This window comes from Bacillus sp. EB01, from assembly GCF_000613125.1.
In the GTDB taxonomy this organism is placed as follows: domain Bacteria; phylum Bacillota; class Bacilli; order Bacillales; family Cytobacillaceae; genus Bacillus_D.
In genome coordinates this window covers 2,096,001-2,118,950 of sequence record NZ_HG964497.1, presented here as the reverse complement: position 1 = coordinate 2,118,950, position 22,950 = coordinate 2,096,001, and the positions used below count along the sequence as shown (strand labels likewise).

General features: G+C 43.5%; 21 protein-coding genes, 2 pseudogenes and 2 riboswitches. Of the genes and pseudogenes, 16 read left to right on the top strand and 7 right to left on the bottom strand.

Going from position 1 to position 22,950, the window contains the following annotated elements; genetic code table 11:
* Positions 1 to 1,011: 1,011 nt before the first annotated feature.
* Positions 1,012 to 1,869: a CPBP family intramembrane glutamic endopeptidase gene (locus TY16_RS09525; protein ID WP_052342666.1), complete on the top strand. Its 858-nt coding sequence runs from the start codon at positions 1,012 to 1,014 to the stop codon at positions 1,867 to 1,869.
* 125 nt (positions 1,870 to 1,994) lie between these two features.
* On the opposite strand, the gene TY16_RS09520 is transcribed toward TY16_RS09525, so the two are convergent.
* A complete protein-coding gene (locus TY16_RS09520) occupies positions 1,995 to 2,408 on the bottom strand; it encodes a VOC family protein (RefSeq protein WP_043931643.1) in 414 nt (137 codons plus the stop codon).
* Positions 2,409 to 2,670: 262 nt separating this feature from the next.
* Here TY16_RS09520 and TY16_RS09515 point away from each other — a divergent pair, with 262 nt between their 5' ends.
* From TY16_RS09515 to ribH, 10 genes and pseudogenes are all read left to right on the top strand, one after another.
* Positions 2,671 to 3,279 (top strand): hypothetical protein, encoded by a 609-nt coding sequence (locus TY16_RS09515; RefSeq protein ID WP_081772944.1) that lies wholly within the window; start codon positions 2,671 to 2,673, stop codon positions 3,277 to 3,279.
* A 723-nt stretch (positions 3,280 to 4,002) separates the two neighbouring features.
* Positions 4,003 to 4,764, top strand: coding sequence for a GTP cyclohydrolase II (locus TY16_RS09510; RefSeq protein WP_043931641.1), 762 nt, complete (start codon positions 4,003 to 4,005; stop codon positions 4,762 to 4,764).
* Positions 4,757 to 5,860, top strand: coding sequence for a bifunctional diaminohydroxyphosphoribosylaminopyrimidine deaminase/5-amino-6-(5-phosphoribosylamino)uracil reductase RibD (ribD, locus tag TY16_RS09505; RefSeq protein ID WP_043931640.1), 1,104 nt, complete (start codon positions 4,757 to 4,759; stop codon positions 5,858 to 5,860). The genes TY16_RS09510 and ribD overlap by 8 nt, the downstream gene beginning before the upstream one ends.
* The gene (locus tag TY16_RS09500) at positions 5,861 to 6,439 is read left to right on the top strand and encodes a 5' nucleotidase, NT5C type (RefSeq protein ID WP_043931638.1); all 579 of its coding nucleotides are present in this window, start codon (positions 5,861 to 5,863) and stop codon (positions 6,437 to 6,439) included.
* 141 nt (positions 6,440 to 6,580) lie between these two features.
* The gene (locus tag TY16_RS09495; protein ID WP_043931637.1) at positions 6,581 to 7,513 is read left to right on the top strand and encodes an ABC transporter ATP-binding protein; all 933 of its coding nucleotides are present in this window, start codon (positions 6,581 to 6,583) and stop codon (positions 7,511 to 7,513) included.
* Positions 7,514 to 7,525: 12 nt separating this feature from the next.
* A complete protein-coding gene (locus tag TY16_RS09490) occupies positions 7,526 to 8,731 on the top strand; it encodes an ABC transporter permease (RefSeq protein WP_043931636.1) in 1,206 nt (401 codons plus the stop codon).
* Complete coding sequence (locus TY16_RS09485; protein ID WP_043931634.1) at positions 8,724 to 9,848, top strand: ABC transporter permease; 1,125 nt, start codon at positions 8,724 to 8,726, stop codon at positions 9,846 to 9,848. The genes TY16_RS09490 and TY16_RS09485 overlap by 8 nt, the downstream gene beginning before the upstream one ends.
* A gap of 87 nt (positions 9,849 to 9,935) precedes the next feature.
* Positions 9,936 to 10,079, top strand: a riboswitch (FMN riboswitch).
* A 200-nt stretch (positions 10,080 to 10,279) separates the two neighbouring features.
* Complete coding sequence (ribE, locus tag TY16_RS09480; RefSeq protein WP_043931633.1) at positions 10,280 to 10,939, top strand: riboflavin synthase; 660 nt, start codon at positions 10,280 to 10,282, stop codon at positions 10,937 to 10,939.
* A gap of 13 nt (positions 10,940 to 10,952) precedes the next feature.
* Positions 10,953 to 11,531: pseudogene (ribB, locus tag TY16_RS09475) on the top strand (3,4-dihydroxy-2-butanone-4-phosphate synthase); the annotation flags it as partial.
* Between the two features lie 76 nt (positions 11,532 to 11,607).
* Complete coding sequence (ribH, locus tag TY16_RS09470) at positions 11,608 to 12,078, top strand: 6,7-dimethyl-8-ribityllumazine synthase (protein WP_043931632.1); 471 nt, start codon at positions 11,608 to 11,610, stop codon at positions 12,076 to 12,078.
* Between the two features lie 170 nt (positions 12,079 to 12,248).
* Here ribH and TY16_RS09465 read toward each other — a convergent pair whose 3' ends face one another.
* From TY16_RS09465 to TY16_RS09455, 3 genes are all read right to left on the bottom strand, one after another.
* A complete protein-coding gene (locus tag TY16_RS09465; protein ID WP_043931631.1) occupies positions 12,249 to 13,202 on the bottom strand; it encodes an ATP-grasp domain-containing protein in 954 nt (317 codons plus the stop codon).
* A complete protein-coding gene (locus tag TY16_RS09460; RefSeq protein ID WP_043931629.1) occupies positions 13,199 to 14,260 on the bottom strand; it encodes an LLM class flavin-dependent oxidoreductase in 1,062 nt (353 codons plus the stop codon). The genes TY16_RS09465 and TY16_RS09460 overlap by 4 nt, the downstream gene beginning before the upstream one ends.
* 115 nt (positions 14,261 to 14,375) lie before the next feature.
* A riboswitch (SAM riboswitch) is annotated at positions 14,376 to 14,480 on the bottom strand.
* A gap of 509 nt (positions 14,481 to 14,989) precedes the next feature.
* Positions 14,990 to 15,427: a C40 family peptidase gene (locus tag TY16_RS09455; protein ID WP_052342665.1), complete on the bottom strand. Its 438-nt coding sequence runs from the start codon at positions 15,425 to 15,427 to the stop codon at positions 14,990 to 14,992.
* Positions 15,428 to 15,806: 379 nt separating this feature from the next.
* On the opposite strand from TY16_RS09455, the gene TY16_RS09450 reads away from it, so the two are divergent.
* Positions 15,807 to 16,478, top strand: coding sequence for an HAD family hydrolase (locus tag TY16_RS09450; RefSeq protein ID WP_043934626.1), 672 nt, complete (start codon positions 15,807 to 15,809; stop codon positions 16,476 to 16,478).
* Positions 16,479 to 16,865: 387 nt separating this feature from the next.
* Here the strand turns inward: TY16_RS09450 and TY16_RS09440 are convergent.
* A pseudogene (locus TY16_RS09440) lies at positions 16,866 to 17,028 on the bottom strand (antibiotic biosynthesis monooxygenase family protein); the annotation flags it as partial.
* 233 nt (positions 17,029 to 17,261) lie between these two features.
* On the opposite strand from TY16_RS09440, the gene TY16_RS09435 reads away from it, so the two are divergent.
* From TY16_RS09435 to TY16_RS09425, 3 genes are all read left to right on the top strand, one after another.
* Complete coding sequence (locus TY16_RS09435; RefSeq protein WP_043934625.1) at positions 17,262 to 17,798, top strand: DinB family protein; 537 nt, start codon at positions 17,262 to 17,264, stop codon at positions 17,796 to 17,798.
* A 299-nt stretch (positions 17,799 to 18,097) separates the two neighbouring features.
* The gene (locus tag TY16_RS09430; RefSeq protein ID WP_442853250.1) at positions 18,098 to 19,300 is read left to right on the top strand and encodes a cytochrome P450; all 1,203 of its coding nucleotides are present in this window, start codon (positions 18,098 to 18,100) and stop codon (positions 19,298 to 19,300) included.
* 443 nt (positions 19,301 to 19,743) lie between these two features.
* Positions 19,744 to 20,112, top strand: a complete 369-nt coding sequence (locus TY16_RS09425; protein ID WP_043931626.1) for a VOC family protein — start codon at positions 19,744 to 19,746, stop codon at positions 20,110 to 20,112.
* A 66-nt stretch (positions 20,113 to 20,178) separates the two neighbouring features.
* Here TY16_RS09425 and TY16_RS09420 read toward each other — a convergent pair whose 3' ends face one another.
* Complete coding sequence (locus tag TY16_RS09420; RefSeq protein ID WP_052342663.1) at positions 20,179 to 21,132, bottom strand: Gfo/Idh/MocA family protein; 954 nt, start codon at positions 21,130 to 21,132, stop codon at positions 20,179 to 20,181.
* A gap of 59 nt (positions 21,133 to 21,191) precedes the next feature.
* On the bottom strand, positions 21,192 to 21,329 hold the full coding sequence (locus tag TY16_RS26135) for a hypothetical protein (RefSeq protein ID WP_155922198.1): 138 nt from the start codon (positions 21,327 to 21,329) through the stop codon (positions 21,192 to 21,194).
* 201 nt (positions 21,330 to 21,530) lie between these two features.
* Between TY16_RS26135 and TY16_RS09415 the strand changes: the two genes are divergently transcribed.
* Positions 21,531 to 22,943, top strand: coding sequence for an SWIM zinc finger family protein (locus tag TY16_RS09415; protein ID WP_043931624.1), 1,413 nt, complete (start codon positions 21,531 to 21,533; stop codon positions 22,941 to 22,943).
* Positions 22,944 to 22,950 lie beyond the last annotated feature (7 nt).

The following is a 22,950-nucleotide window of genomic DNA, read 5'->3' as shown; positions in this document are numbered from 1 at the left end:
ATTATATAATGTACAAAACCTATTTGGTATATTTTTAAGAGAAAAACTAAGAATTTTTGGGAAATGGCATGGATTTTGCTGAAGAATGTCTCTTGAGGGTTGTCTGTACAAATTGGCGTTGGATAAAGGAACAAAAGGTATATGGAGAATGAGCCATTTTTACGCATAGCTAATTTATAAAATGAATAAAAAAACCACCACGACAACGTGATGGCCTGTGAGGAAATTAAGATTAGAGAATGGCTAAATTCATAGGTGTCAACGGCGATAAGTTTGATGAGTATAAGCAGCTATATTCCAATTCAATTAGGAGTTATTGTGGTACGTTTCCAGAGGATCCGGACTCTCAGCTATGGCCTGGTTGAATCCGTGGCGTTATACATTTATGGGATGGGGACGTGATACTGCAGGGTTTGACCTTTAACATCCATTAATCATATTAAACAGCTTACTCCTCATTCTTAACACGAAAGAAGGAGTGGTAGAAAATTTGGACAAAGGCTGCCAGCATAAAGGAAACGGACAATGAATTTAAGAGTAGATTCATGGTTCTTCCTCCATTCAGGTAAGATAAGTTGCGGGCCGTGGAAAGTGGCAAACATCGTATCCTTTAGTAACAGTATATCCAAAAAATGCTAAGCCATGATTAAGTTAATGTAAATATTTCGAAATTATCTGAAGAAAGACGAATTTAGAAGTGAGTTTCTATAAGAAGCAAGGATACTTCTGTCAAAACCAACAATCAATATCTTTTGTTTAGTTTCCTCTCAGATACATGGAAATTTAAACCATCGCATGTGCCGGTAAATAAGTTTCTCATTTTACCCTGCTGGTTATGATTATCTATTTCTTTGTTTTTTATTAAAATTCCTGCTTGGAGCATGATTAAAGTTTGCATGAATAAAGTAGAAAATAATAGTACAACCGTGGGCGAGCAAAGAGGGGGAGGCGGCGAATCTGGAGAAAAGCTTCATTAAAGTAAGAGCTGGCAATAACAATTGGAAAAGGTTTGTGGCATCCTTTTTCCTGATTATGTTCTTCATGTTCATTGGCTCTGGGGTGTATGATTGGGCCATGTCTATACTCGTTTCAGGTCAGCCAGGCACATACTATGATGAGTTTGAAATGATTTGGGTAAATGCTGACCCTCTTTATGAGTTTGCCTTATCGCATCTGATTTTTGTCTTTTGGTTGATTGGAATTTTAGTATCAATCAAGCTCATTCATAAAAGAGGATTTAGCAGCCTTATCACTCCGAATAGGAAAATAAATTGGAAGAGAGTGTTTTGGGGGTTTGCCGTCTTTTTCTGTTTGCTAGCAGGAACGACTGTGGCGGATTTCCTAATTAGTCCGGGTAATTATTCGTTTAATACCTTTGAAGTTACGGATTTTATCCTGCTATTTGTGCTTGTGCTTTTTTTAACACCGATACAAACAACTACAGAAGAGGTTTTTTTTAGGGGATATTTAGTACAGTGGATTGGCCGCAGCGTCTCCAACCCCATCGTCTTGGCAATTATTGCAGGCGGTATTTTTGGAGCTCTGCATTTTTCAAATCCGGAAATGGACTACTCGGCTATCTTCGTAGGGACGGATTATCTCCTTTCAGGGGTACTATGGTGCTATATCACGGCCCGGACGAACAGTGCCGAACTGGCGATTGGTGCCCATGCTGCAAATAATATGTTTCTTGGCTGGTTCCTCACGATGGACAATACGGTATATGGGAATATCCCTTCGCTATTGGTGACTACAAATATAAATCCAAAACTATCCTTGATTTGGTCAATAGTTGTTTTTTCAACTTTTACAATAATTTCTCTGAAAAAATTCACTGGTAAAAGCGGTCCGCCTGTTGCCCGTCTATAAGAACTAAGGCATCAGAAGAAATCTGATGCCTTTACGTATTGGTTATTTTGCAGGCAGCAATCGCACTACAACTAAATTTATAGTTAGTTGCCTTATAGTCATCCTCATTAATGTTCACATTACTCCTACAACCCTTGGGTGTTTTGCAAAACGATTCGCCAGCCATCTGGGTCGGCAATCGTTACACCGGCATTTTTCCAATAAGGATTCTCAGGTTCAACTGCTGGATAACCCATTTCGTTTAGCCGGGCTGCGATCTCATCCCGCGCAGCTTTGTCTGGAATATAAAAGACTAGCAGATTATCTTCGGTAGGGGGCGGGCATGGGCTCCCTTTTTCATGCTGAGTAAATTCAAGGTGATAATTCGCGTCAGGCAGCCCGAGCATAACTCCATCGTAGCCATCATGTTGTTTAAAAGAACCAATAACCTTTAATCCAATGCCGTCTTGATAAAACGCGACTACCTTATCCAATTGATCAGTAGGACGTGCTATTCTGAATTGCACCACAGGCAATGATTCTGACCAAATTTTTGACATTGAACAACCTCCTTATATTTGTTTTCTTCAGTATACTGGATTGAGGACTCTAGTCATCAATGATAAGACATTGCTTTGGGCTATGTTTTTGGTAAAAAACCTTATCACTTAAAATGTAGAGCAATGTTTCCGTTTCGGAAAAGGGCGTTAAGGGAAGTTTATCCTTGGTGCCAAACTGAACCGGAGGACATTAACCTTGGACCCATTTTTTTATCTTTTATACTGTATGTGTTATATAGCCCTGTTTTTGTGGGGCTTGAAAATGAATAAATCTAGGAGTTGGCTAGCATCAGAAAACACTCTCTTTTTAGTAACAGCCGGGCTGATTTATGACAATGCAGTTTTGGCAGCGGGGAGTTGGATTGGTGAAGGAAGCGCTTTGGAGAATTTAAATCAAATGAGGTACTGGATCCATGCTCTTTTTACACCCATACTCGTATTATTCGCCTGGAAAGCTTCGGAGCGTACTGATGTAAAATGGGCCAAGCCAAAGAGGGCATTTTTGATAGCTCTGGCTATTACCTTGATTTTAATAGTGTGGGAACTGGCATCCGAGACAATCGGGATAAAACTTAAGCCTGTTTCAGAATTTGGGGTACTAAGCTATGAACCGGCTAATAAATCTGGTCCACCTCTCATGGTCATTGGTGTATCGCTGGTTTTGCTAGTTTCTTCACTTGCAGTCTGGAAAAAGCAAGGCTGGAAATGGATGGCGATTGGAGTCATTATAATGGGAGCCGGGAGTGCTATTCCAATTCCAGTCGAAAGCAAGGCAGCGGTTAATGGGTTTGAGCTCATCTTGCTTGCATCCTTATGGGCAACAAGGAATTACCAGGAACAAAACAAGCAATTAATGCCGTCCAAAACATAATTTTCACAGAAGAGCCCGCTTAATGCAGGCTTTTTTGTGTAAAAGAGACTTTTAATAAGGCCATGTTAAACAACGTTGTTGATTTCCGCTGCACAATGGGAAGCTCCTAAGAATTAAAAACGCCAAAGACAGGCGCATTTGGCCTGTCGCGAGGTTCTTCGCTTTCCAGGGGCGGCCTGGGAGCCTGTCTAGCTGCGGTTCCTAGCTAGTTTTCTTCTTGACTAAGCATCCTGAGTATATTGTAACAATCATGGCTTTGGAAAAGCTATCATTGTTACAGCTCGAGCCGCTTCGGTCCTTCAGCTGAAGTCAAAGAACGACTTCACCGTTAACAAAAAAATACTAAAAGCCGATGTAGAAGAAGTACAGTAGGGATTGAATTTAACCTTTATTCCATAGGTGAAAGCGTGAGTAATTTAAGCTATAATTATAAGGTTGCAAGCTTGCCGAATTGAGTACTTCAAAGTTGTATTTCATTAAAAAAGATTGTAACGTATGATAGTAATCATAATAAGATAATTTAATTATCCTAATTCCGCTGTTGTTAGTCGGGATGAGGCTCCAAGAAAAACCTTATTTCCACCAATCGAACTTTTACGGACAGCAAATCTGATCCTACTTTTTTAATGTAAAATTAGAATATTGAGATGGCGATTTTCTGCCTGTTATCGCGGGATAAAATTACCATTCTTATAGAAAACTACTCCCAAGGAGGAATTTAATGTGACACAGGCTAAATTACAATCAGAAGCTCTCGCGGCTCTGCAGGATAAAATTCAATTGATAAAGACTGGTAAAGGCGCGATTTATTTGGTGGGTCCTATCAGGCTTCCAGTCAATCTTTATGGGGAAACTGTTGTATTCCAGTGGTATTGCTGGCTCAATTGTGATGAAATAACGGAGGACTTCCAGCGGATCATTGATAAGCTTTCAGCTGTAAATCTTGCCGAATTACAGCAATCCAGTGTGCTTGTTTATGGGGACTTCCAGTATGGTGACGATGCAATTATGCGGATGCATTCGATCTGCCATACCGGAGATATTTTCGGCAGCAAGCGCTGTGATTGCGGGTTCCAACTAAAACAATCCATGAAAATGATTGTCGAGCACGGAACTGGGGCGCTGTTTTACCTGGCAAACCATGAAGGCCGCGGAATTGGTCTATTCAGCAAAGCCATGGCCTACATTCTTCAGGAAAAAGGCTATGATACTGTTGAGGCAAATGAAAAGCTCGGGTTTGTTGATGATGCGCGAAATTATGATGATGCGATTTCCGTATTGAAGGCACTGCGTTCCAAGCCAGTGACCCTGATGACCAATAACCCGCGGAAGCTGGAAGCTTTGAAGAAATCTGGTTTGCCAGTTAGTGGACGAAAGCCGCTTTGGGGAGATGTTTCCGAATATAACGAGAAATATCTGCAAACCAAAATCAATCGGTCCGGGCATTTGAAGGAAGATGAACAAGGGGAAGTCTCAAATGACTAATCATGAATTTTATATGGATTTGGCGCTCCAAAATGCGCGTGCTATGAAGGGACAAACAGATCCCAATCCGCTAGTTGGTTCTGTCATTGTCAATGACAACCGAATTGTCGGGGTGGGAACCCACCTTAAGGCTGGCGAACCGCATGCGGAAATCCACGGACTAAGGATGGCCGGGGACAAGGCAAAGGGCGGGACGATTTATGTGACCCTTGAACCATGTTCCCATCATGGCCGAACTGGCCCATGTGCGGAAGCGATAGTTCAGGCGGGGCTAAAAAAGGTCGTCATAGCGGCACTTGATCCGAACCCGGTTGTTTCAGGCAATGGAGTCAGGATCTTAAAGGATGCGGGCATTGAAGTGATCATCGGCATCCGCGAGGAAGAGTCGCGGAGGATGAATGAAGTGTTCAATAAATTCATTGTTGAGAAGAAGCCATTTGTGACCTTGAAGGCAGGAATCACTCTTGATGGGAAAATAGCCAGCCATTCATCCGATAGCAAATGGATTACTTCTGAGGAAGCAAGGCACGATGTCCACCATCTCCGCAGTGAAAATATGGCGATTCTTGTCGGTGCCAACACAGTTATTAAGGATGATCCTGAGCTTACTGCGCGGATTCCGAATGGCCGCAATCCAATCCGTGTCATCCTTGATTCAGCTCTTAAGCTGCCGCTTGAATCCAAAGTGGTAAACGACGGGCTTGCGCCAACATGGATTTTTACAAGCCGTGATTTTGATAAAGAAAAAGCAGAAACACTTGCTAAAAAGGGAATTGAAATTTTCCAGACAAGCGGTGAAAAACGGGTCGACATTCTGGATGTTGTTACGATTCTGGGCGAAAAACTTGTATCATCTGTCCTAATTGAAGGCGGAGGAACTGTGAATGGCAGTTTTCTTGAACAAAAATTAATCGACAAGGCTGTCCTTTATGTGGCTCCTAAACTGATTGGCGGTAAGAACGCACCTACGTTCCTCGAGGGGACAGGAATTGATAAGATGAAAGATGCGATTGAGCTGACCGATACCAGCATTACCCAAGTCGGAAAGGATTTCAAATTTGTTGGCTATCCGGTTTATCAGGGTGGTGGAAAGTGAATGAAATTTGGCTTTGATATTGATGATACATTGATCAACCTCAGGGAACATGCTTTTGGAATTTACAATAAAAAATTCAATAAGCAGGTGCCTATTGAAGAATTCCATAAACTGAACCGGGTTGAAATCCACGAGCCGTTTGGCATGACAGACGAAGAAGGAAGGCAGGCATGGCTATCCTCGCTCGAGGAGATTTATTTTACGACCTGCCCTGCTTATCCTGGCGCTGTTGAAGCATTGAATAAGCTCGCGGAGCAAGGGCACGAAATCTATTACATAACTTCAAGACCGGAGGGCCACCGGGAACGAACGATTGAATGGATGAAGGAGAATGGATTTCCGGTCGAAGACAGCCGATTTTTTTATGGGATGCGGGATACGGAAAAGGTCGATATCATCCGGGATATGAAGCTTGATTATTATTTTGACGACAAGCCGGATGTGCTTAACACGCTGCTGAAAGAGGAAGGGCTAAAGGTTTACATCAAGGATCAGTCGTATAACAAGCACCTGGAATTACCGAGGATTTTAGACTGGTCTGAACTTGGCCGTATATTAGAGAAAGAAACCGAAAACTAAGTGACTAGGAACAACTGCACACAAACATGTGCAGTTGTTTTAATTTTGTTCACTTTTTGTAAATTTATTTCTTAAAACAATTCAAATTATTGGGAAAATTGATATAGTAAAGGTGGCATGTAATAAGGAAGAGGTGGGACTATGGAACTATTGGCGGTCTCTGATTTGAGGAAGACGTTCAAGGAGTTTGAAGCTGTAAAGAGGGTCTCGTTCTCGGTTTTGAAGGGTGAATCGTTCGGGTTGCTTGGGCCAAACGGGGCAGGCAAGTCTACGACAATCAACATGATGACAGGCTTGTTTCCCCCGACATCGGGAACAATTGCCATTACAGGAGTCGACATGGTTAAAGAGCCGAAAAAAGCACAGGGAATGATTGGGATTGTGCCACAGGATATCGCGCTATATCAGGATATGAGTGCCAGGGAGAACCTAAATTTCTGGGGCAGGATGTATGGATTGAAAGGCCGTCTCCTTGAGGAACGAGTGAATGAAGTCCTTGAGTTAATCGGATTATCCGACAGGGCGAAGGACAAGGTGGTTACCTTTTCAGGGGGAATGAAGCGAAGAGTCAATATTGGCGCAGCAATCCTCCATAGGCCGCAGCTTTTGGTCATGGACGAACCGACAGTAGGAATTGATCCTCAATCCCGGTCCCATATTCTTGAAACGGTACGGAAGCTAAATCGAGAAGGGATGACAGTCATATACACGAGTCATTACATGGAGGAGGTGGAGTTCCTTTGCACGCGGATTGGCATCATGGACCATGGGAATCTGATAGCCTTAGGGACGATACCGGAACTTAGAGAGTCGATTGGTGATCGGTCGCGAATGGTGTTCGATATTCATGGGGAGTTTGACCAGCCAGTTGAATTTGCGGGCGGAATACCCCCGCAGGATATACAGGTATCGGGGAAAAAACTTACAGTATTCCACAAGGAGCCACAAACCGTCTTGGGTGTAATTATTCAGGGGATTGCCGATCAGGGTGCCGGTATTTCATCGGTTGAAATTGTCGAACCAAATCTCGAAAGCGTCTTCCTGCATTTGACAGGTAGAAGCCTTCGGGACTAGGAGGGATTTCCAATGAATTTCTTATGGCTTGCTGCCAAAGATCTTATGCTGTTTGGGAGGGACCGGAAGGCGTTGCTTACCCTTGTATTGATGCCTATGATCCTAATCGGGATACTTGGTGCTGCATTTGGAAACATGATGGGGGAAGGCGAAGCTGACATCGACAAATTTACATTAGGCATTGTAAATCTTGATGAAGGTGAACTTGGCAAGGTATTGACACAGGAAGTTTTTGAGAAGGGCCTGCCAGAGCTTGTAGAGGTCAAGACGATGGAAGAGGACAAATTGTATGACTTGCTGAAAGAACAAAAGGTTTCAGTTGGTTTGTTTATAGGCAAGGACTTTTCAAACACGGTATTGTCCGGGGAGGAAACAGCGGTTAAACTCGTCTCAATGCCTTCGGCGGGCATACAGCCTACCATTGTTGAAAATGTCGTCCAGCAATTTACAAGGCAGGCTGCAGTCCAATCCGCTGGAATGAAGCTAGCTATCGAGGCTGCTGCTAAAACTGGATCACAAGTCGACCCACAGGTAGCTTCCTGGAATTCAGTGGAAGCGGATTCCTCAGCTTTGCTAAAGGAAAGGGCTGCCGGGGAAGATGCAAAGACAGTCAGCTCGTTCCAGTATTATGCTGCTGGGATGGGTGTCATGTTCCTGTTAATAACAGTCGTTGCCGGAGTTTCGGCAATGATTCAGGAAAAAGAGCAGGAAGTATACAAAAGGCTTCTTGTAACAAAATTGACCAATGGACACTACTTGGCAGGAAAGATGGCTGGGCTGCTTGTTATTGCATCCATCCAGCTATTGATTATCATCCTGGGGACACGATTGATTTTCGGGGTTGATTGGGGAAGTTCTGTATTAGGTGTGTTGCTTATTAGCGTGTGCTTTGTATTCAGTGCCTGTGGCCTGGGGGTGTTTGTCGGATCGCTTATGAAAACAGGAAAATCCTTTGAAGTTGTCGGCAGCCTTGGTACGCAAATCATGGCAGCGATTGGGGGCAGCATGGTGCCTCTTTACTTCTTCCACGATTTTGTAGTCATGGTGACAAGGATATTCCCGAATGCGCTAGCGCTCCAATCATTTCTTGAATTAATGGGCGGTGCCGCAGCGAAGGATGTAGTCCTCGACGCCGCAGTGTTGCTCAGTTTAGGCCTTGTTTTTCTTGCTGCAGGCTGGCTGCGCCTGTCAGCTGAAGGGAGGGGCAAGTATGCGTAAAGTGATGGCGATAGCCTTTTTACATGTAAAATCGTTATATCGGACACCTTCGGGATGGGTAGTTATGATTGTAATGCCACTTCTGTTCAGTTTGATATTCGGAGGAATGGGCACAAATAGCCAAAGGGCAAAGCCTCTCGTGGCAGTGGCAGGCGGCGGCGACATGTTGTCCGACCAAACCATCAGCTTACTGACAGCCAATGGTCAATACAATTGGGAAGAAGTATCTGAACAAAAAGCGAAGGCTATGGTTAAGGAACTGGAAGCAATTGCGGCTGTTCTTGTTTCCAAGGGACTTGAGCAGCGTATCCTTGATAAGGAGCCGGTTTTCGATATTGTTGTCCAGCGGGAAACCCAGGAATATACAGGGTTGAAGCCATATCTTGAGGGCACAGCGAGAACGATAATGAGTTCCCTATCGTTAACTGAAAGCATTGGGGAGGAGGCACTGCCAGCTTTTTTGAACGAAATTGCCGGCCATGAAGGAATAAAGGTCCAAAAAGAAATGATTCAGCAGGAAGGTAAGACTAGCGCAGATGTCAGTGTTCTTGCACTGGGATTTACGATTATGTTCATGATGTTCGGAATATCGAGTGCAGCCTCTACAATCCTTGAAGAGAGGGCAGGCGGTACCTGGCCCAGGCTGCTAACGACACCCGCAAACAAAGGACAAATCATTGCAGGCTATGTTGTTTCTTATTTCCTGATGGGCTGGATTCAGCTCGGTGTATTGATGGCGGCAATATCAATTATATATGGCGGACAGTGGGGGAATCTTGTCTGGTTTTTCCTCTATGCTTCGCTCGTCATCCTGACCATCGTGGGGTTTGGATTAATGATAGCAGGCATTGTCAAAACGAAGCAGCAGGCAGGTGCATTAAACGCGGTGCTCATAGTCAGTACATCGATGCTTGGCGGTATCTACTGGCCGCTTGATGTTGTGCCGGAAATTATGAGGCTGATTGCCAAGTTTGTCCCGCAGAGCTGGATGATGTCGGGCATCCGGGAAATTGTCAGCGGCAGTTTGCACACCGGGAACATATTAACTTCAGTACTGGCTTTAGTCGGATTTTCAGTCATTTTCTATGCTGTCGGGCTGAGAAAAATGAAATATTGAGGCAAACGGCAGGAAATGGATATTTGAAATGAAACATTTTATTTTGAATTTCACTCAGTTAAAGATATAATGAGAATTAATTTCATATTTATCCTTCGGGGCAGGGTGAAATTCCCTACCGGCGGTGATGAAGCTAAGGCTTCTAAGCCCGTGACCCGTTTGCCAATGGCAAACGGTGGACTTGGTGAAACTCCAGGGCCGACAGTATAGTCTGGATGGGAGAAGGATTGGTGATACTCGGGAAAAAGGCAGATCTGCCTTTTATTAGCCATGCAACTAGCTACGCTGGCAGAAGGTCTTGTTTCCGATATCTTATTTAACTATGACTTTTTCCAGCCCCAAAGAAAATCTTTGGGGCTTTTTTACATTCGGCAAGATACTTGTGAAGAGAATGGATATGCTTATAAGGAAGAACAAAAAGGAGTAAAGCGATGTTTACTGGGATTATTGAAGAGATAGGGACGGTTTCAAGTATCACTACAACGGCCTCTTCTTCTGTACTTTCGATTTCCGCTAGTAAGGTATTGGAGGATGTCCATCTCGGTGACAGTATTTCTGTCAATGGAGTATGCCTGACAGTAACAGCCTTTTCAAAGGCCGGGTTTAAAGTTGATGTCATGCCTGAGACCGTAAAGGCGTCAACCCTTCATATGCTTCATAAGGGTTCAAAGGTCAACTTGGAGAGGGCGATGGCAGCGGGAGGAAGATTTGGCGGCCATTTTGTCAGCGGTCATATTGATGGTACTGGAATAATCAGGAACAAAAAAAGGCTCGATAACGCAATCTATTTTGAAATAGAAACAAGTCCTGAAGTCATCCAATTTATCATCCTCAAAGGATCTGTAGCAGTGGATGGGACGAGCCTGACAGTATTCGGAGTGGCCGACCGCACCTTTACCATCTCTCTCATTCCGCATACCTTATCCGAAACAATCTTATCGGAAAAAGGCCCGGGAGATAGGGTGAATGTAGAATGTGATATGTTAGGAAAATATGTTTATAACATATTGAATCCTGGCCAGCAGGAAGGAAAAAAAGGTACATCACCGACCCTGACTGCACAGTTTTTAAAGGAGACTGGTTTTATTTGAGGAGGAGGCACCTTTGTTTAATTCAATAGAAGAAGCATTAAAGGAGTTACAATCAGGAAAACCAATCATTGTTTGTGATGATGAGGACCGTGAAAATGAAGGGGATTTTATATCTCTAGCGGATAAGGCAACACCTGAAATCATTAACTTTATGGCCACCCACGGCCGCGGACTTATATGTGTTCCGATAGAGGAACAATTGGCGGCGAGACTCAATCTGCATACAATGGTAACCGATAATACCGACCCGCATGGAACTGCTTTTACTGTCAGCATTGACCATAAATTTTCCACAACCGGGATATCAGCATACGAACGCTCTGCGACTGTCCTAAGTCTAATTGACCCAGAGTCTAAGCCTGAGGATTTTAAGAGACCCGGGCATATCTTCCCTTTGATTGCCAAAGAGGGCGGTGTATTAACAAGGCCAGGCCATACAGAAGCTGCTGTCGATCTGGCAAAGCTTTGCGGTGCCAAACCGGCTGGTGTCATCTGTGAAATTATGAACGAGGATGGGACAATGGCAAGGCTGCCACAGTTAATGAAGGTAGCCGAACGATTTGAGCTTAAGATGATTACAATTAAAGATTTGGCCGATTTTCTTAAAATAAAGAATGGCCAGAATCCTATTTTGGAGAACAATAACAGAAATTAACGGAGGAATTGTCATGAATCGATTATTTGAAGGAAATTTAGTTGGAACAGGATTAAAAATCGGCATTGTTGCGGGACGCTTTAATGATTTTATTACTGATAAGTTAGTAAGTGGTGCTCAGGATGCACTTAAACGCCATGGCGTTAATGATGCGGACGTTGATATCGCCTGGGTTCCTGGTGCTTTTGAAATACCATTAATTGCTCAGAGAATGGCTAAAACAAATAAGTATGATGCAGTTATTACACTTGGTGCTGTCATTCGCGGATCCACCCCTCACTTTGATTATGTCTGCAATGAACTTGCAAAAGGGGTTGCAAGTACTTCGCTTTCAACTGGAGTGCCTATAAGTTTTGGTGTCCTTACCGTAGATTCCATTGAGCAGGCAATTGAACGTGCCGGGACAAAAGCTGGAAATAAGGGCTGGGATGCTGCATCCAGTGCCATCGAGATGGCAAACCTTATCCGAGACATGGAAGTATAACGAGATTAGGTGGCCCATTTTTAGTCAACCATCTTTATGAAAAAAGCAACTGCTTTATGCAAGTTGCTTTTTTTGTTTTTAACAGGCTTGGCAGCGGGAAAAACACATTAAATACTTCTTGCCGACAAAAATAAGAAAAACCGCCTCAATCAGAGACGGCTTCCAAAACCTTAGGAAAAACTCAATGTTTTGAACTTATGCAGTTGTTCCTCAAGGAATTTTGCAAGTTCCAGCATGCCATACTTTCCCGCACGAGCTTCGGCATCAGAGTTGTAATTTGTGTTTGTATTGATATCGTAAGTAAAAATTTCACCTTCCGCATTGCGTATGAATTCTATTCCAGCCACAGCGATATTGTTTGCGGACAGAACCTTTTCATAGTTTTTCAAAATAGGCTCATCGAATCCGTCCACGATTTCAAACTTTGGTTTTTCCTCAACCTCTTCGCCAACAGGGCAGAATAGATCTCCAATCTGGCAAGCATCAGCAGGGCAAAGCTGGAATCCTTCCGAAGTATCGACACGGACTGCATAAACAAACTTTCCGCCAACAAATTCACAGCGGGTAATATAGCTTTCTGGTGACTGAATGTATTGCTGGATTAGTGTAACCCCATCGATGGGCTCTTCAAAAGCTGGGCTTTCCACATACTGGCGAAGCGCTTCAACGCTTTGGAAAAGCTGTACGCCAAGCCCTTTGCCGGCACGATTATGCTTCGTAATGAATGGCTGGCCATCAAATGCCTCTGCTGCTTTTAATATTTGAGCCTTGCCAACCGCGGCAATTGTTTTCGGCGTCCGGACTCCGTGTTTTTCGAGCTCCAGATACTGCTTCACCTTGCTAACTTCGAGCTCCAGTGCACGGCTGCCATTAAAGACAGTTCTGCCATGAGCTTCAAGCCAGGCCAGAACTTGTCCTGTCAGTTCGGCAGCGAATCGGTGATCGCGTGTATGCGATGATGCACTCATCCGGCTGTAAAAAATACCTTCAGGAGGTTCAGAGAATAAATCGACTGTACCTTCATCCAGATGCCACTCTTCAAACGGGAGGCCAAGTTCCTCCAGGCGTCTTCTTAAATGGACTGTCCATTCTTCATTTTCGTGGATGACAAAAATTTTGCTCATTGGACAATACCTCCAGTCAATTGTTTTCGTTTTTCCTCAACAAGGGGCATAACCTGACTAGCAAAGCGTTCCATTTCCTCCAGCTGAGGGGAAAATTGCAGCAAAAGCAGTCCAAGTCCAGCCTCCTCGTATTGAAGGATCCGTTCGGCAATTTGATCCGGGGTCCCGACAAGATTTGGACGCAAGCCGCGGTTTGAGACAGAATAATCCTGCAGCTGAATTTGCTGTTCAAGTTGTGATTTGCTTGTAAAATCTTTGAATCCTGCATAGGCGCTGGATTCTTTTACATCCGTGATCCGTGCAAGCTCAGCAAATGCCTCTTCTTCGGTATCCCGGCAAATCACATATGCAGCCATTCCGAATTCGGAGAGCTCCTCTTTTCTCGCAGCCAAGCGTCTGGATTTCATATCGCCGATTTTAGTTGAAATTTCTTCAACTGTTCCGCCATGCATAACATAGGCATCACATTTTTCAACGATTGTCTGTTTTCCTTTAGGGCTCTCCCCGCCGGCGTAAAGAATAGGATTTGGACGCTGTACTGGTTTAGGGAAAAGCTTGGTGTCCTTGAGTTGATAGAATTTACCTTCATAAGAGAAGCTGTCCTCACTCCAGAGGCCCTTTAACACATCGATAAATTCAGTTGTCCGCTCGTAACGTTCATCATGTTCTGTAAAAATACCGCCGTATTGGCGGGCTTCTTCTTCCCACCAAGCAGAAACGACATTCAAGGTAAAACGGCCGTTGCTGAGCTGGTCGATGTTGGCAGCCATTTTTGCGGTTACAGCGGGATTATGGAAACCCGGGCGGACTGCTGTCATAATTTCAATTTTCTCGGTAACGGCTGCCAAAGCAGCAGCTGTTGTCCATGCTTCAAGAGCATCCTGTTCCGGTCCTTTTATATCGTTCAAGTATAGCTCGGCGATCAAAGTTGTTGAATATCCCCATTGTTCGGCAGACTGAACAACCTGTTTTGCATAGTCAAATGTCGGGGGCATACTCTCGTTATCTGCATTGCGGAGCCACCCGCCAAATATAGGCAGCCAAAATCCATATTTCATTGCTGTCCAACTCCCTGTAGGTTCTTTAAGTCTATTAAACCAACCGACTTAGTCGGTTTGCTTACAAAAATAAAAAAATCTCTTCACAAAAGAAGAGAGTATGGTTTCACACTACTCCCCATCTTCCAAACAATTTGTTTGCAGGACTTGGCACAGTATCCTTGATGGACCTGTTGCCGAGACATCATCGGGCCTTTCCCTCCGTCTCTCTTGATAGAGAAATCATATAAAGTTTTAGTTTGATAAAGTGATAATAGTGTAAATTGCCAGTAAAGTCAATCGATTGCAATTACTTTTTACTTAAATTTAGACAACCTATTCTATCTCCGTTCCAGATAGCTAATCTCGAAAATAAACATCGCGGGGAAATTTGAGGGGAACGCGGACTTGAGGACTGCCGCGGGCGATCTGCAATCAAATAGAAAGCTCTAATGCATTTATTAATCCAAATAGAATCAAATTAGAAAAAATACTTAATGGATTAATTGGCCTTTCCCAGACCTTGATTAATCTAATAAAAGGGGTCTAATGGATTAAACGGCCTTTCCCAAGCCGGGATTAATCTGATAGAAAGGATGAATGGATAAGTTTGTCTTCTCTTCATAAGATAACTATACTTAGCTTTGTAAATAGTAGAATTATTCTCCATGAGTCTCCCGGCATTCCGCAGCTTAAAAAGCCTCATAAATATAAAAAGAGGGCTTGTCCAGCCCTCTTAGTGTAAGTCTATTAGATTCGTTTTGCTCCTACGTAGCGCGGCTTCCAGTATGAGTTGCTCAGGTAAGCAATTGAAACGCCTTTGGATGAAGCGGAGTGGATGAACTTGCCGCTTCCAAGATAGATACCAACATGAGAAACTTTGCTTGTGGAAGTAGTTTTGTAGAATAACAGATCGCCTGGTTGAAGGCTGTAAACTCTTTTACCTTTAGTCCACATTTCACCAGTAGTACGAGGCAAATATTTGCCTGCTTTACCGAAAGAATATTTTACTAAACCGGAACAATCAAATCCGCTTGTGGTGGTTCCGCCCCATCTATATTTGACTCCAATATTGGCTTTAGCAACAGAAATAGCTTTCGTGTGGTAGTAGGCGGCTTCGCCCATCGTCGGCAGGATAGTAGTCAGCATCGTTGTCATTAGAAGAATTGCCATGAATTTCTTCAACATAGTTGTTTACCCCCTGGTGTTATTTGCTAAACCTACTATACTTGAATTAATTTAACAACGTCATCACAGGGAGGTTACAAGTATGTTACAAGAAAATATGAGAATTCTGAAAATTCGACAAGATGTCTGATCGAATGAAGGGGATTTCTCATGTAAAAGAGTGGAATCCCTTGTAGTATATGGGTTTTTACCACTTATTTCGACTTTGTAAAATCTAGTTTTTTGTTGATTTATCTTTGTAAAACCGAATGTAAAAAATATGATAAAAATATGTCTAAATGGTTTTAAAGGCAATTTTGCAGAAAAAAGCTGGATATTTTTACAAAATAGAAAGAAATAGTATAGTATCTTGTTACAAAACAAATGGGGGATTGGAATGATAAAGGGGATAGTGTTTGACTTTGATGGCTTGATTATTGATACTGAGTCACTATGGTTTGAAGCATACAGAGAAGTAATGGGATACTATCAATGTGAATTAACGCTAGAACAATTTTCAAAGGTGATTGGCACTACTGACGAGGCACTGCATGTATTTTTTGAAAAAACCACAGGGGTAACCTTTGTGGAAGGGGATATAGAAGGTAAAACATATGCCCTGTATCAACAAAAAGCTGGAAGCCTTGAATTACGGGAGGGTGTCCGTGACTATTTGGAAGAAGCCAAAAGACTTGGCTTAAAGATAGGCCTCGCCTCAAGTTCGGGAAGGGAGTGGATCATGGCATACTTAAAAAAGTTTGGTATCACCCATTATTTTGATGTCATGAAAACAAAGGAGGATGTTGAAAAAGTAAAGCCGGATCCGGCTCTATACCAACAAGCCCTCATTGATTTAGGAATTCATCCCTCTGAGGCAATCGCATTTGAAGATTCGCTGAATGGCTCACTTGCGGCAGGCAAAGCTGGTATGCATTGTGTTGTGGTTCCAAATCCGGTTACAGCATCACTGCAATTTTCTGAGAATCATTTAAGATTGTTGTCGATGGCGGAAAAAAGCCTTCCACAAGTCATTATGGAAGTTGAAAGCAAAAAGAGTTTCTCCCGTCCATAATTCTGTATCCTTCAAACAGACACCTCGTTTCAACTATACGTCTAGTATTCATGCTATAGAATTTATTCCGGCTTTCAGAGCAGTTTGATAGAAATCCAAACGTTTTGAATCTGTATCCTTATAATCTTTTAAAACATCACGAATGATTGCGAAGTTATCTATAAGATGTTTGCTCTCCATGCCATGTTTCACGAGGAATACAGCAATGTCCTGTAAATCAAAAGCGGTTTTCAGGTGATTCAAATGGTGAAGATTGTCTTCATAGCATTTTGCTTTCCCTTTTTCACCATACCGTTAAAGCAAACCTGGTTCCCGTTCATAAATAATCGCTGTCACTTTAGTTGCAAGTTCTTCAGCAAGGAAGATTGTTGTCATTTTCCACCACCTTAAATTGGCGGTAAGCTCCCCAGGCCGTTTGTCATTTTGTATATAGAAAGAAATCGACAAACCCAGGTGCCCCGTCGACTAATCGAGAGCGGTTCCTGTATATGGAAATGACTTCATCTGCCTTATCCTCCGGAACATCAAATGTAGAAAAAACTGAATACATATTATTCCCACCTTGCCTTTTACCCTAGAGGATAGTTTTTAATCATTATACCTATCAAAAGTGAGAATTTATAACTTCTAAGAATAGAGTCAACTAGTATTTAGAATTACTAAGAAAGATATGATAAACAATACTGTAGTCCGAAATTTGTCATACGTGGTTTCTTTTCCTTTTTTAGCAGAAGTGATAAGGTGAAAATAGGAAAACTTGCGATTTGGAGGGAGTGGATGAGTATGGTCAGTCGTCCTGAACCAGGGGAGTACAATCCCTATTATGCACCGTACATTGATTTGATTCCTCAAGGCGATCTTGTTACTATTTTGGAGCGGCAGGCAGAAGAGACGAAAATCCTTTTAAAGGGACTGTCCGAGAGACAAGCTGAGTTCCGCTATGCGAAAGGTAAATGGAGCATCAAGGAGGTTCTTGGCCACATCACCGATACGGAACGGATCATGTCATACCGGCTGTTGGTCATTGCTCGCGGCGATATGGTTGATTTGCCTGGTTTCGATGAAAACGAGTACGTAAGGCAGGCTGGATTTGACAAGATACTTTTTTCTGATCTGCTGGGCAATTTTTTGGCAGTAAGGTCAGCAACTCTTTCATTGGTTAACGCGCTGGATTCGTCTGTATGGACGCGTGAAGGAGTGGCCAACGGCAGTAAAGTTTCCGTACGCGCTCTTGTTTCAATAATTGCAGGGCATGAGCTTCATCACCGCAAAATCATCATGCAGAGATATATCGGTTCGGGTGGTTTTCCGCAGTGGTAATAGTTTGCTAGCATTCATAGAAAACGTGCTTTGAGGCAGGGAAACGCCCCTGTCTTTTTTCGTACGTGACTTACCAGGAATTCAAAAACTGGTTTCTTCACCTCCTTGCTTGAATACTTAATCGGGGGCACGTAAAAAAATCGTGGCAACAGAAAAATGCCTCCGGTTTAAACCAGTTCCGTCATGGAAATTATGTAGTCATGGAGAACACGCAAAAACATTTCGTTTATCCTTAAAAGGAGTGAATGTACGTGAGTGAAGTTCCAAAAGACAGAAGTATCGATAACAGCCTTGCTTTGATGCAGGAAGGATATGAATTTATCCAAAACCGCGTAAAGCAGTATGGAGCCGATTTATTCGAGGCGCGCATCCTAGGCCAAAAGGCGGTCTGCATGACAGGTGAAGAGGCAGTGAAAGTTTTTTATGATCCTGAACTTTTCCAGAGAAACGGAGCAGCGCCGAAGAGAATTCAGAAGTCGCTATTTGGTGTGAATGCAATCCAGACGAAGGATGGCGCAGTCCATCAAAGCAGAAAACGGTTATTCATGTCGCTTTTGTCTCCTGAAGGGGTAATGGAACTTGGGCAGATTGCCCGTAAACGATTAAAGGAAGCCTCGAAAAGTTGGGAGAGGATGGAGAAGGTTATTCTTTTCGATGAGTCCGCAGAAGTTCTTTGCAGGGTTGCTTGTGAATGGGCGGGTGTTCCGTTAAAGGATGAAGAAGCGAGGGATCGGGCAAATGACTTTAATGCCATGGTTGATGCGTTTGGTGCAGTCGGTCCCAGGCACTGGAAAGGCAGAAGAGCTAGGGAACGCAGCGAGGCATGGATTACCGACGTCATTGAGAAAGTCCGCGATGGTGAACTGAAGGCACGCGAGGGTTCAGCTCTGTCTGAATGGGCAACCTATCTTGACCCTGATGGGGAATCTCTTGATGCAAAAATGGCTGCTATCGAATTAATTAATATCCTTAGACCAATCGTTGCAATTTCAACCTTTATTGCCTACAGTGCACTTGCGATCCACGACCATCCGGAGTGCAAAGATAAACTGGCTGCCCAGGGTGAACAATATCGGGAATGGTTTGTTCAGGAAGTACGGCGCTTCTACCCGTTTGGGCCATTCCTTGGTGCAAGGGCTCGAAAAGATTTTACTTGGAAAAATTATGATTTTACCGAAGGGCAGCTTGTTCTTCTTGATATTTATGGAACGAATCATGACTACCGGCTTTGGGAATTCCCAAAAGACTTCCTTCCTGAGCGATTCCGGGAATGGGATGGAAATCTTTATACGTTTATTCCGCAAGGTGGAGGGGATCCTGCCCGGGGCCACCGCTGTCCAGGTGAGGGTGTAACGGTGGAAGTTATGAAGGTGGCTGTCGATTTTCTAGTTAATGAAATCCAGTACGAAGTCCCCGAAGAACAGGATTTGAGCTATAGCCTTGTGCGCATGCCGTCACGTCCGGAAAGCGGGTTTATTATCACTAATGTAAGGAAAAGATAGGGCAGGATTTAGCGGCTGCCTTAAAAGAGAAAGTCCTTATAAATTAATAAATACGATAATGCTTAGGACAATTTCCTGAGCATTTTTTTTATTTTATGAAACTATAGATTTCGCGATTGTGGATAACCTTTTTATTTGGCGTGTCTCCGTCTAGCTCCAGCGCCTATCGCCTAGTAAACTTCAGGCCTCCTCTCTACGATAAGTCATGCACAAACACGCTATCGCTCTTCGTGATTCCTTTATCTCAGTCGAAGTCCCTCCATTTTGTACGGCGATGACCACTAAGGAAAACTCCTTAGAATAATCATCGCAGGGACAGGCGTTCTTTGCCTGTCACGAAGGCGCTTGCGCTTTTGATCGTATAAGAAAAAATTCAGAGGAAAGAGGAAACTGCTGAGCCATTATAGAAATAGTAGAAATACCATAAATAGGGAGATGGGAGAATGAGCAGCCAAGTTTGTGTTATAGGCATTTATGTGCCCGATTTGAAAAAGGCAGTCGATTTTTATACCAATACGCTGGGGTTCCAATTAAACAAGCAATACGGTTCAAAGATTGTGACACTTATGCACGAGGAAATCCCAATTGTCCTCGAAGAAAGTGAAGGTGCGGCATATACTCGCGATACTAATGTATCTGGAGTAGTGTTAGCATTAAGAACGGAAGATATAGAAGCAACTCTAAAATTTTTAAAAGAAAAAGAAGTACAACTCGTAGTAGATACACCTGCAGATTGTCCGCCTGGAAGGTTTATTAGCTTTAGAGACCCTTTTGGGAATGTGTTAGAGTATATTCAATTCGATAGCTTATAATAAAAATATGAGGCTGTCCCAAAAGATCGTTAAATGACGACTTTTTGGGGCAGCCTCTCTTGTACTTCAACTTTTATTTAACAGTGTATCAAGCACTTTTTGGACCTCATAGCCCTGCTTGAATGTAACCAGCCTGGAGGATTTTCCTTCAAATGCTTGTACAAGCTCGTCCATAAAAGCGGAAGAATGGCCTGAGCCTGTCACCTCGAGTTTTGTTTGTGGTTCATTTATTCTTGAAGCCCATAGCTCTGACCAATTCAATAGAGAAAGGGTGCCTTCCGAACCGTACAGATCAAAACGAAGTTTCTCCTTCATCCCAATACCGGAGAGGCCATTTAGCAGAACAGGAATTCCGTTCGCCATGCGTCCGCTGGCTATAATGCCAGTTTCGCACAAATCCGGGTCTTTCGGGAGTTCAAGTGAGGCTGTAACGTCACATATATCTCCGAACAGCTGCTGAATCATCTGGATAAAATGGGGAAACACTTCCCTGACAAACCCACCTTGTTCACGGGACGAAATCCAGCTGTTTTTTTGCCAGTATCTTGGCCATTCCTGAAAATGGCAGTGAAGTTCAATTCGTCGCAGCGCACCTAGGAAACCCTGGTTCACCAGTTTTTCCAGTTCGATAAAACCGGGAGCAAAAACGGACGGAAAGTTGACTGCGTGCAGCAGGCCTTTTGCTTCAGCGGCATGAAGCATTTCAGCTGCCTCAGCAACCGTGCTTGCAAGCGGTTTTTCGCATAGGACATTTTTTCCATACTCGAGCGCCTCGAGTACAAATTGGTGGTGAAATTCCGGTGGAACTGCTATATAAATCAAATTGATGGCCGGATCGTCAAGCAGTTCCCTGTAATGCCCGGCTGCAGTGATTGAAAAGCCTGCAGAAATTTCTTGAAGCCTGCTATTGTTCGTGTCAAAAATGCCTCTTACTTCGATTTCAGGATGGGCCTGAAATTGAGAGAGTACACGCTCACCAATCCCGCCCACTCCAATGATGCCAACCTTAATCTTTGCCACTGGCACTTCCTGCCTTTCTATTTTCCTCTTATTCTACAGTTATTAGAATAGCAGTTCTATTATTCAGTACGCGCTGTCGCCTTGACGAGATTTTTAATTTTAAAATGATGGACCACTGTCATGACCAGAATCACGAAACTAAACAACGCTGATAAGAGGGTTCCTCCCAAAAGGAATTTAACTAATTTTAAACTCATTGAAAATTTCCTCCCTTTCTAGTCTTCCTACACGTTTACCCGTGCCAAGGTCATGTTACACACGTTTACTAATCTATCAATCTGACCAGTCCTTGCTCCCTGCTAAATTTTGCGATTTTTCTCCTCCACCTGAGGTTATATGATGGTAAAATAATTATGTCTGAAATTTCAGACTGAATCCGATTTTTAAGAGGTGGGGAAATGCAGGCACTAACGGAAGCGTATGTTGATTCATTTGCACCAAATGCCGCCGCGGTAAAGAATGGCTGGGGACTGGTAAGGAAAAATCAGCTCCAAAATCTGCATATTAGCAGTGACGGCACTCTTGTTTTTGGGGAATGCAAAGGCAGCGGCAAGAATCCGTATTTCACGTCGGCCGATTTTATAAATGGTGAGCCTGTTTTCCGCTGCAGCTGCCCGAGCCGCCAATTTCCATGCAAACATTCCCTTGCACTTTTGTATGCATACATAAATGGTGCGCCTTTTACAGAAGCGCCCATTCCTGAAGACATTATTACCAAGCGCTCCAAGGCGGCGGAGCGCGAGGAGAAGAAGAAAGAGCAGCTGAAAGCGCCGCGGAAGGTTAATATGTCAGCTCTTTCGAAAAAGCTACACTCACAGCTTGAAGGACTTGGAATCCTAGAAAAACAAATCAGCCAGCTCCTTACAGCAGGGCTTTCGTCGATCGACCCAAAAAAGCTAAAGCAACTTGACGAAACAGCGAAACTGCTTGGAAACCATTACTTGAAGGAAGCGCAGAATGAACTGAGAGGCTTTACACTTTTATGGAAAAAAGGACTTCCCGAGGTTCAGCTTTATCAGCGTGCCTTTGAAAAGCTGCTCGTATTGCATGCACTGTGCAAAAAAGGCCGGCAGCATCTTGAAAAACGTCTACAGGATGAATCACTTTTGCCCGATACTGAGTCGTCGCTCGAGGAGTGGCTAGGGCACACCTGGCAGCTAGCGGAACTGAAGGAGTATGGACTTGTAAAACAAAACGCCAAACTAGCCCAGCTATCATTTTTCTCCATAAAGAATGATCCACGAGGAGAATATGTCGACCAGGGAATTTGGCTGGATATGGATACTGGGGAACTGTTTTTTACAAAAAACTACCGCCCATTTAAAGCGCTAAAGCACATTAAAGAAGAAAATTCGGTTATGGAGCTGCTTACCACAAACGAATTATACATGTATCCCGGTGAGGGCAATCGAAGGGTCCGCTGGGAGGATTACAAACTTGAAGAGACGCCCCATTATTTAAAAATAAAAGAATATGCCAAAGAAAACGTTTCAGAGGTTCTGAAGGAAATAAGGAATATCCTGAGGATGCCACTATCAGATAAGCAGCCAGTTGCACTGCTTTCTTTCAAAAAAATCGGCCAGGCTGAAGGCGAATGGCTGCTTGAGGACCGCTGCGGTACGAGGTTGAGTTTTGGTGACAAACCTGAAGAAGAGAGGCCAACATTGCCTTTGCTCGGGCTTTTACCTGAGGAAGATTTGAGAGACCAGGCTGTTCTTGTCCGATTTTATCATGATCACACGGCAGGGACGCTCAGTGCGAAACCTTTGTCAATCATCACCGAAAACCGCCTGATCAGGCTATTGGGTTAAAGGAGGG

Coding starts and splice junctions, on each gene's coding strand:
- TY16_RS09520 (WP_043931643.1), bottom strand. CDS start 2,408: ATGTCAAAAATTTGGTCAGAATCATTGCCTGTGGTGCAATTCAGAATA.
- TY16_RS09515 (WP_081772944.1), top strand. CDS start 2,671: ATGAATAAATCTAGGAGTTGGCTAGCATCAGAAAACACTCTCTTTTTA.
- ribD (WP_043931640.1), top strand. CDS start 4,757: ATGACTAATCATGAATTTTATATGGATTTGGCGCTCCAAAATGCGCGT.
- TY16_RS09500 (WP_043931638.1), top strand. CDS start 5,861: ATGAAATTTGGCTTTGATATTGATGATACATTGATCAACCTCAGGGAA.
- TY16_RS09495 (WP_043931637.1), top strand. CDS start 6,581: ATGGAACTATTGGCGGTCTCTGATTTGAGGAAGACGTTCAAGGAGTTT.
- TY16_RS09490 (WP_043931636.1), top strand. CDS start 7,526: ATGAATTTCTTATGGCTTGCTGCCAAAGATCTTATGCTGTTTGGGAGG.
- TY16_RS09485 (WP_043931634.1), top strand. CDS start 8,724: ATGCGTAAAGTGATGGCGATAGCCTTTTTACATGTAAAATCGTTATAT.
- ribE (WP_043931633.1), top strand. CDS start 10,280: ATGTTTACTGGGATTATTGAAGAGATAGGGACGGTTTCAAGTATCACT.
- ribH (WP_043931632.1), top strand. CDS start 11,608: ATGAATCGATTATTTGAAGGAAATTTAGTTGGAACAGGATTAAAAATC.
- TY16_RS09465 (WP_043931631.1), bottom strand. CDS start 13,202: ATGAGCAAAATTTTTGTCATCCACGAAAATGAAGAATGGACAGTCCAT.
- TY16_RS09460 (WP_043931629.1), bottom strand. CDS start 14,260: ATGAAATATGGATTTTGGCTGCCTATATTTGGCGGGTGGCTCCGCAAT.
- TY16_RS09455 (WP_052342665.1), bottom strand. CDS start 15,427: ATGTTGAAGAAATTCATGGCAATTCTTCTAATGACAACGATGCTGACT.
- TY16_RS09435 (WP_043934625.1), top strand. CDS start 17,262: ATGGTCAGTCGTCCTGAACCAGGGGAGTACAATCCCTATTATGCACCG.
- TY16_RS09430 (WP_442853250.1), top strand. CDS start 18,098: ATGCAGGAAGGATATGAATTTATCCAAAACCGCGTAAAGCAGTATGGA.
- TY16_RS09425 (WP_043931626.1), top strand. CDS start 19,744: ATGAGCAGCCAAGTTTGTGTTATAGGCATTTATGTGCCCGATTTGAAA.
- TY16_RS26135 (WP_155922198.1), bottom strand. CDS start 21,329: ATGAGTTTAAAATTAGTTAAATTCCTTTTGGGAGGAACCCTCTTATCA.
- TY16_RS09415 (WP_043931624.1), top strand. CDS start 21,531: ATGCAGGCACTAACGGAAGCGTATGTTGATTCATTTGCACCAAATGCC.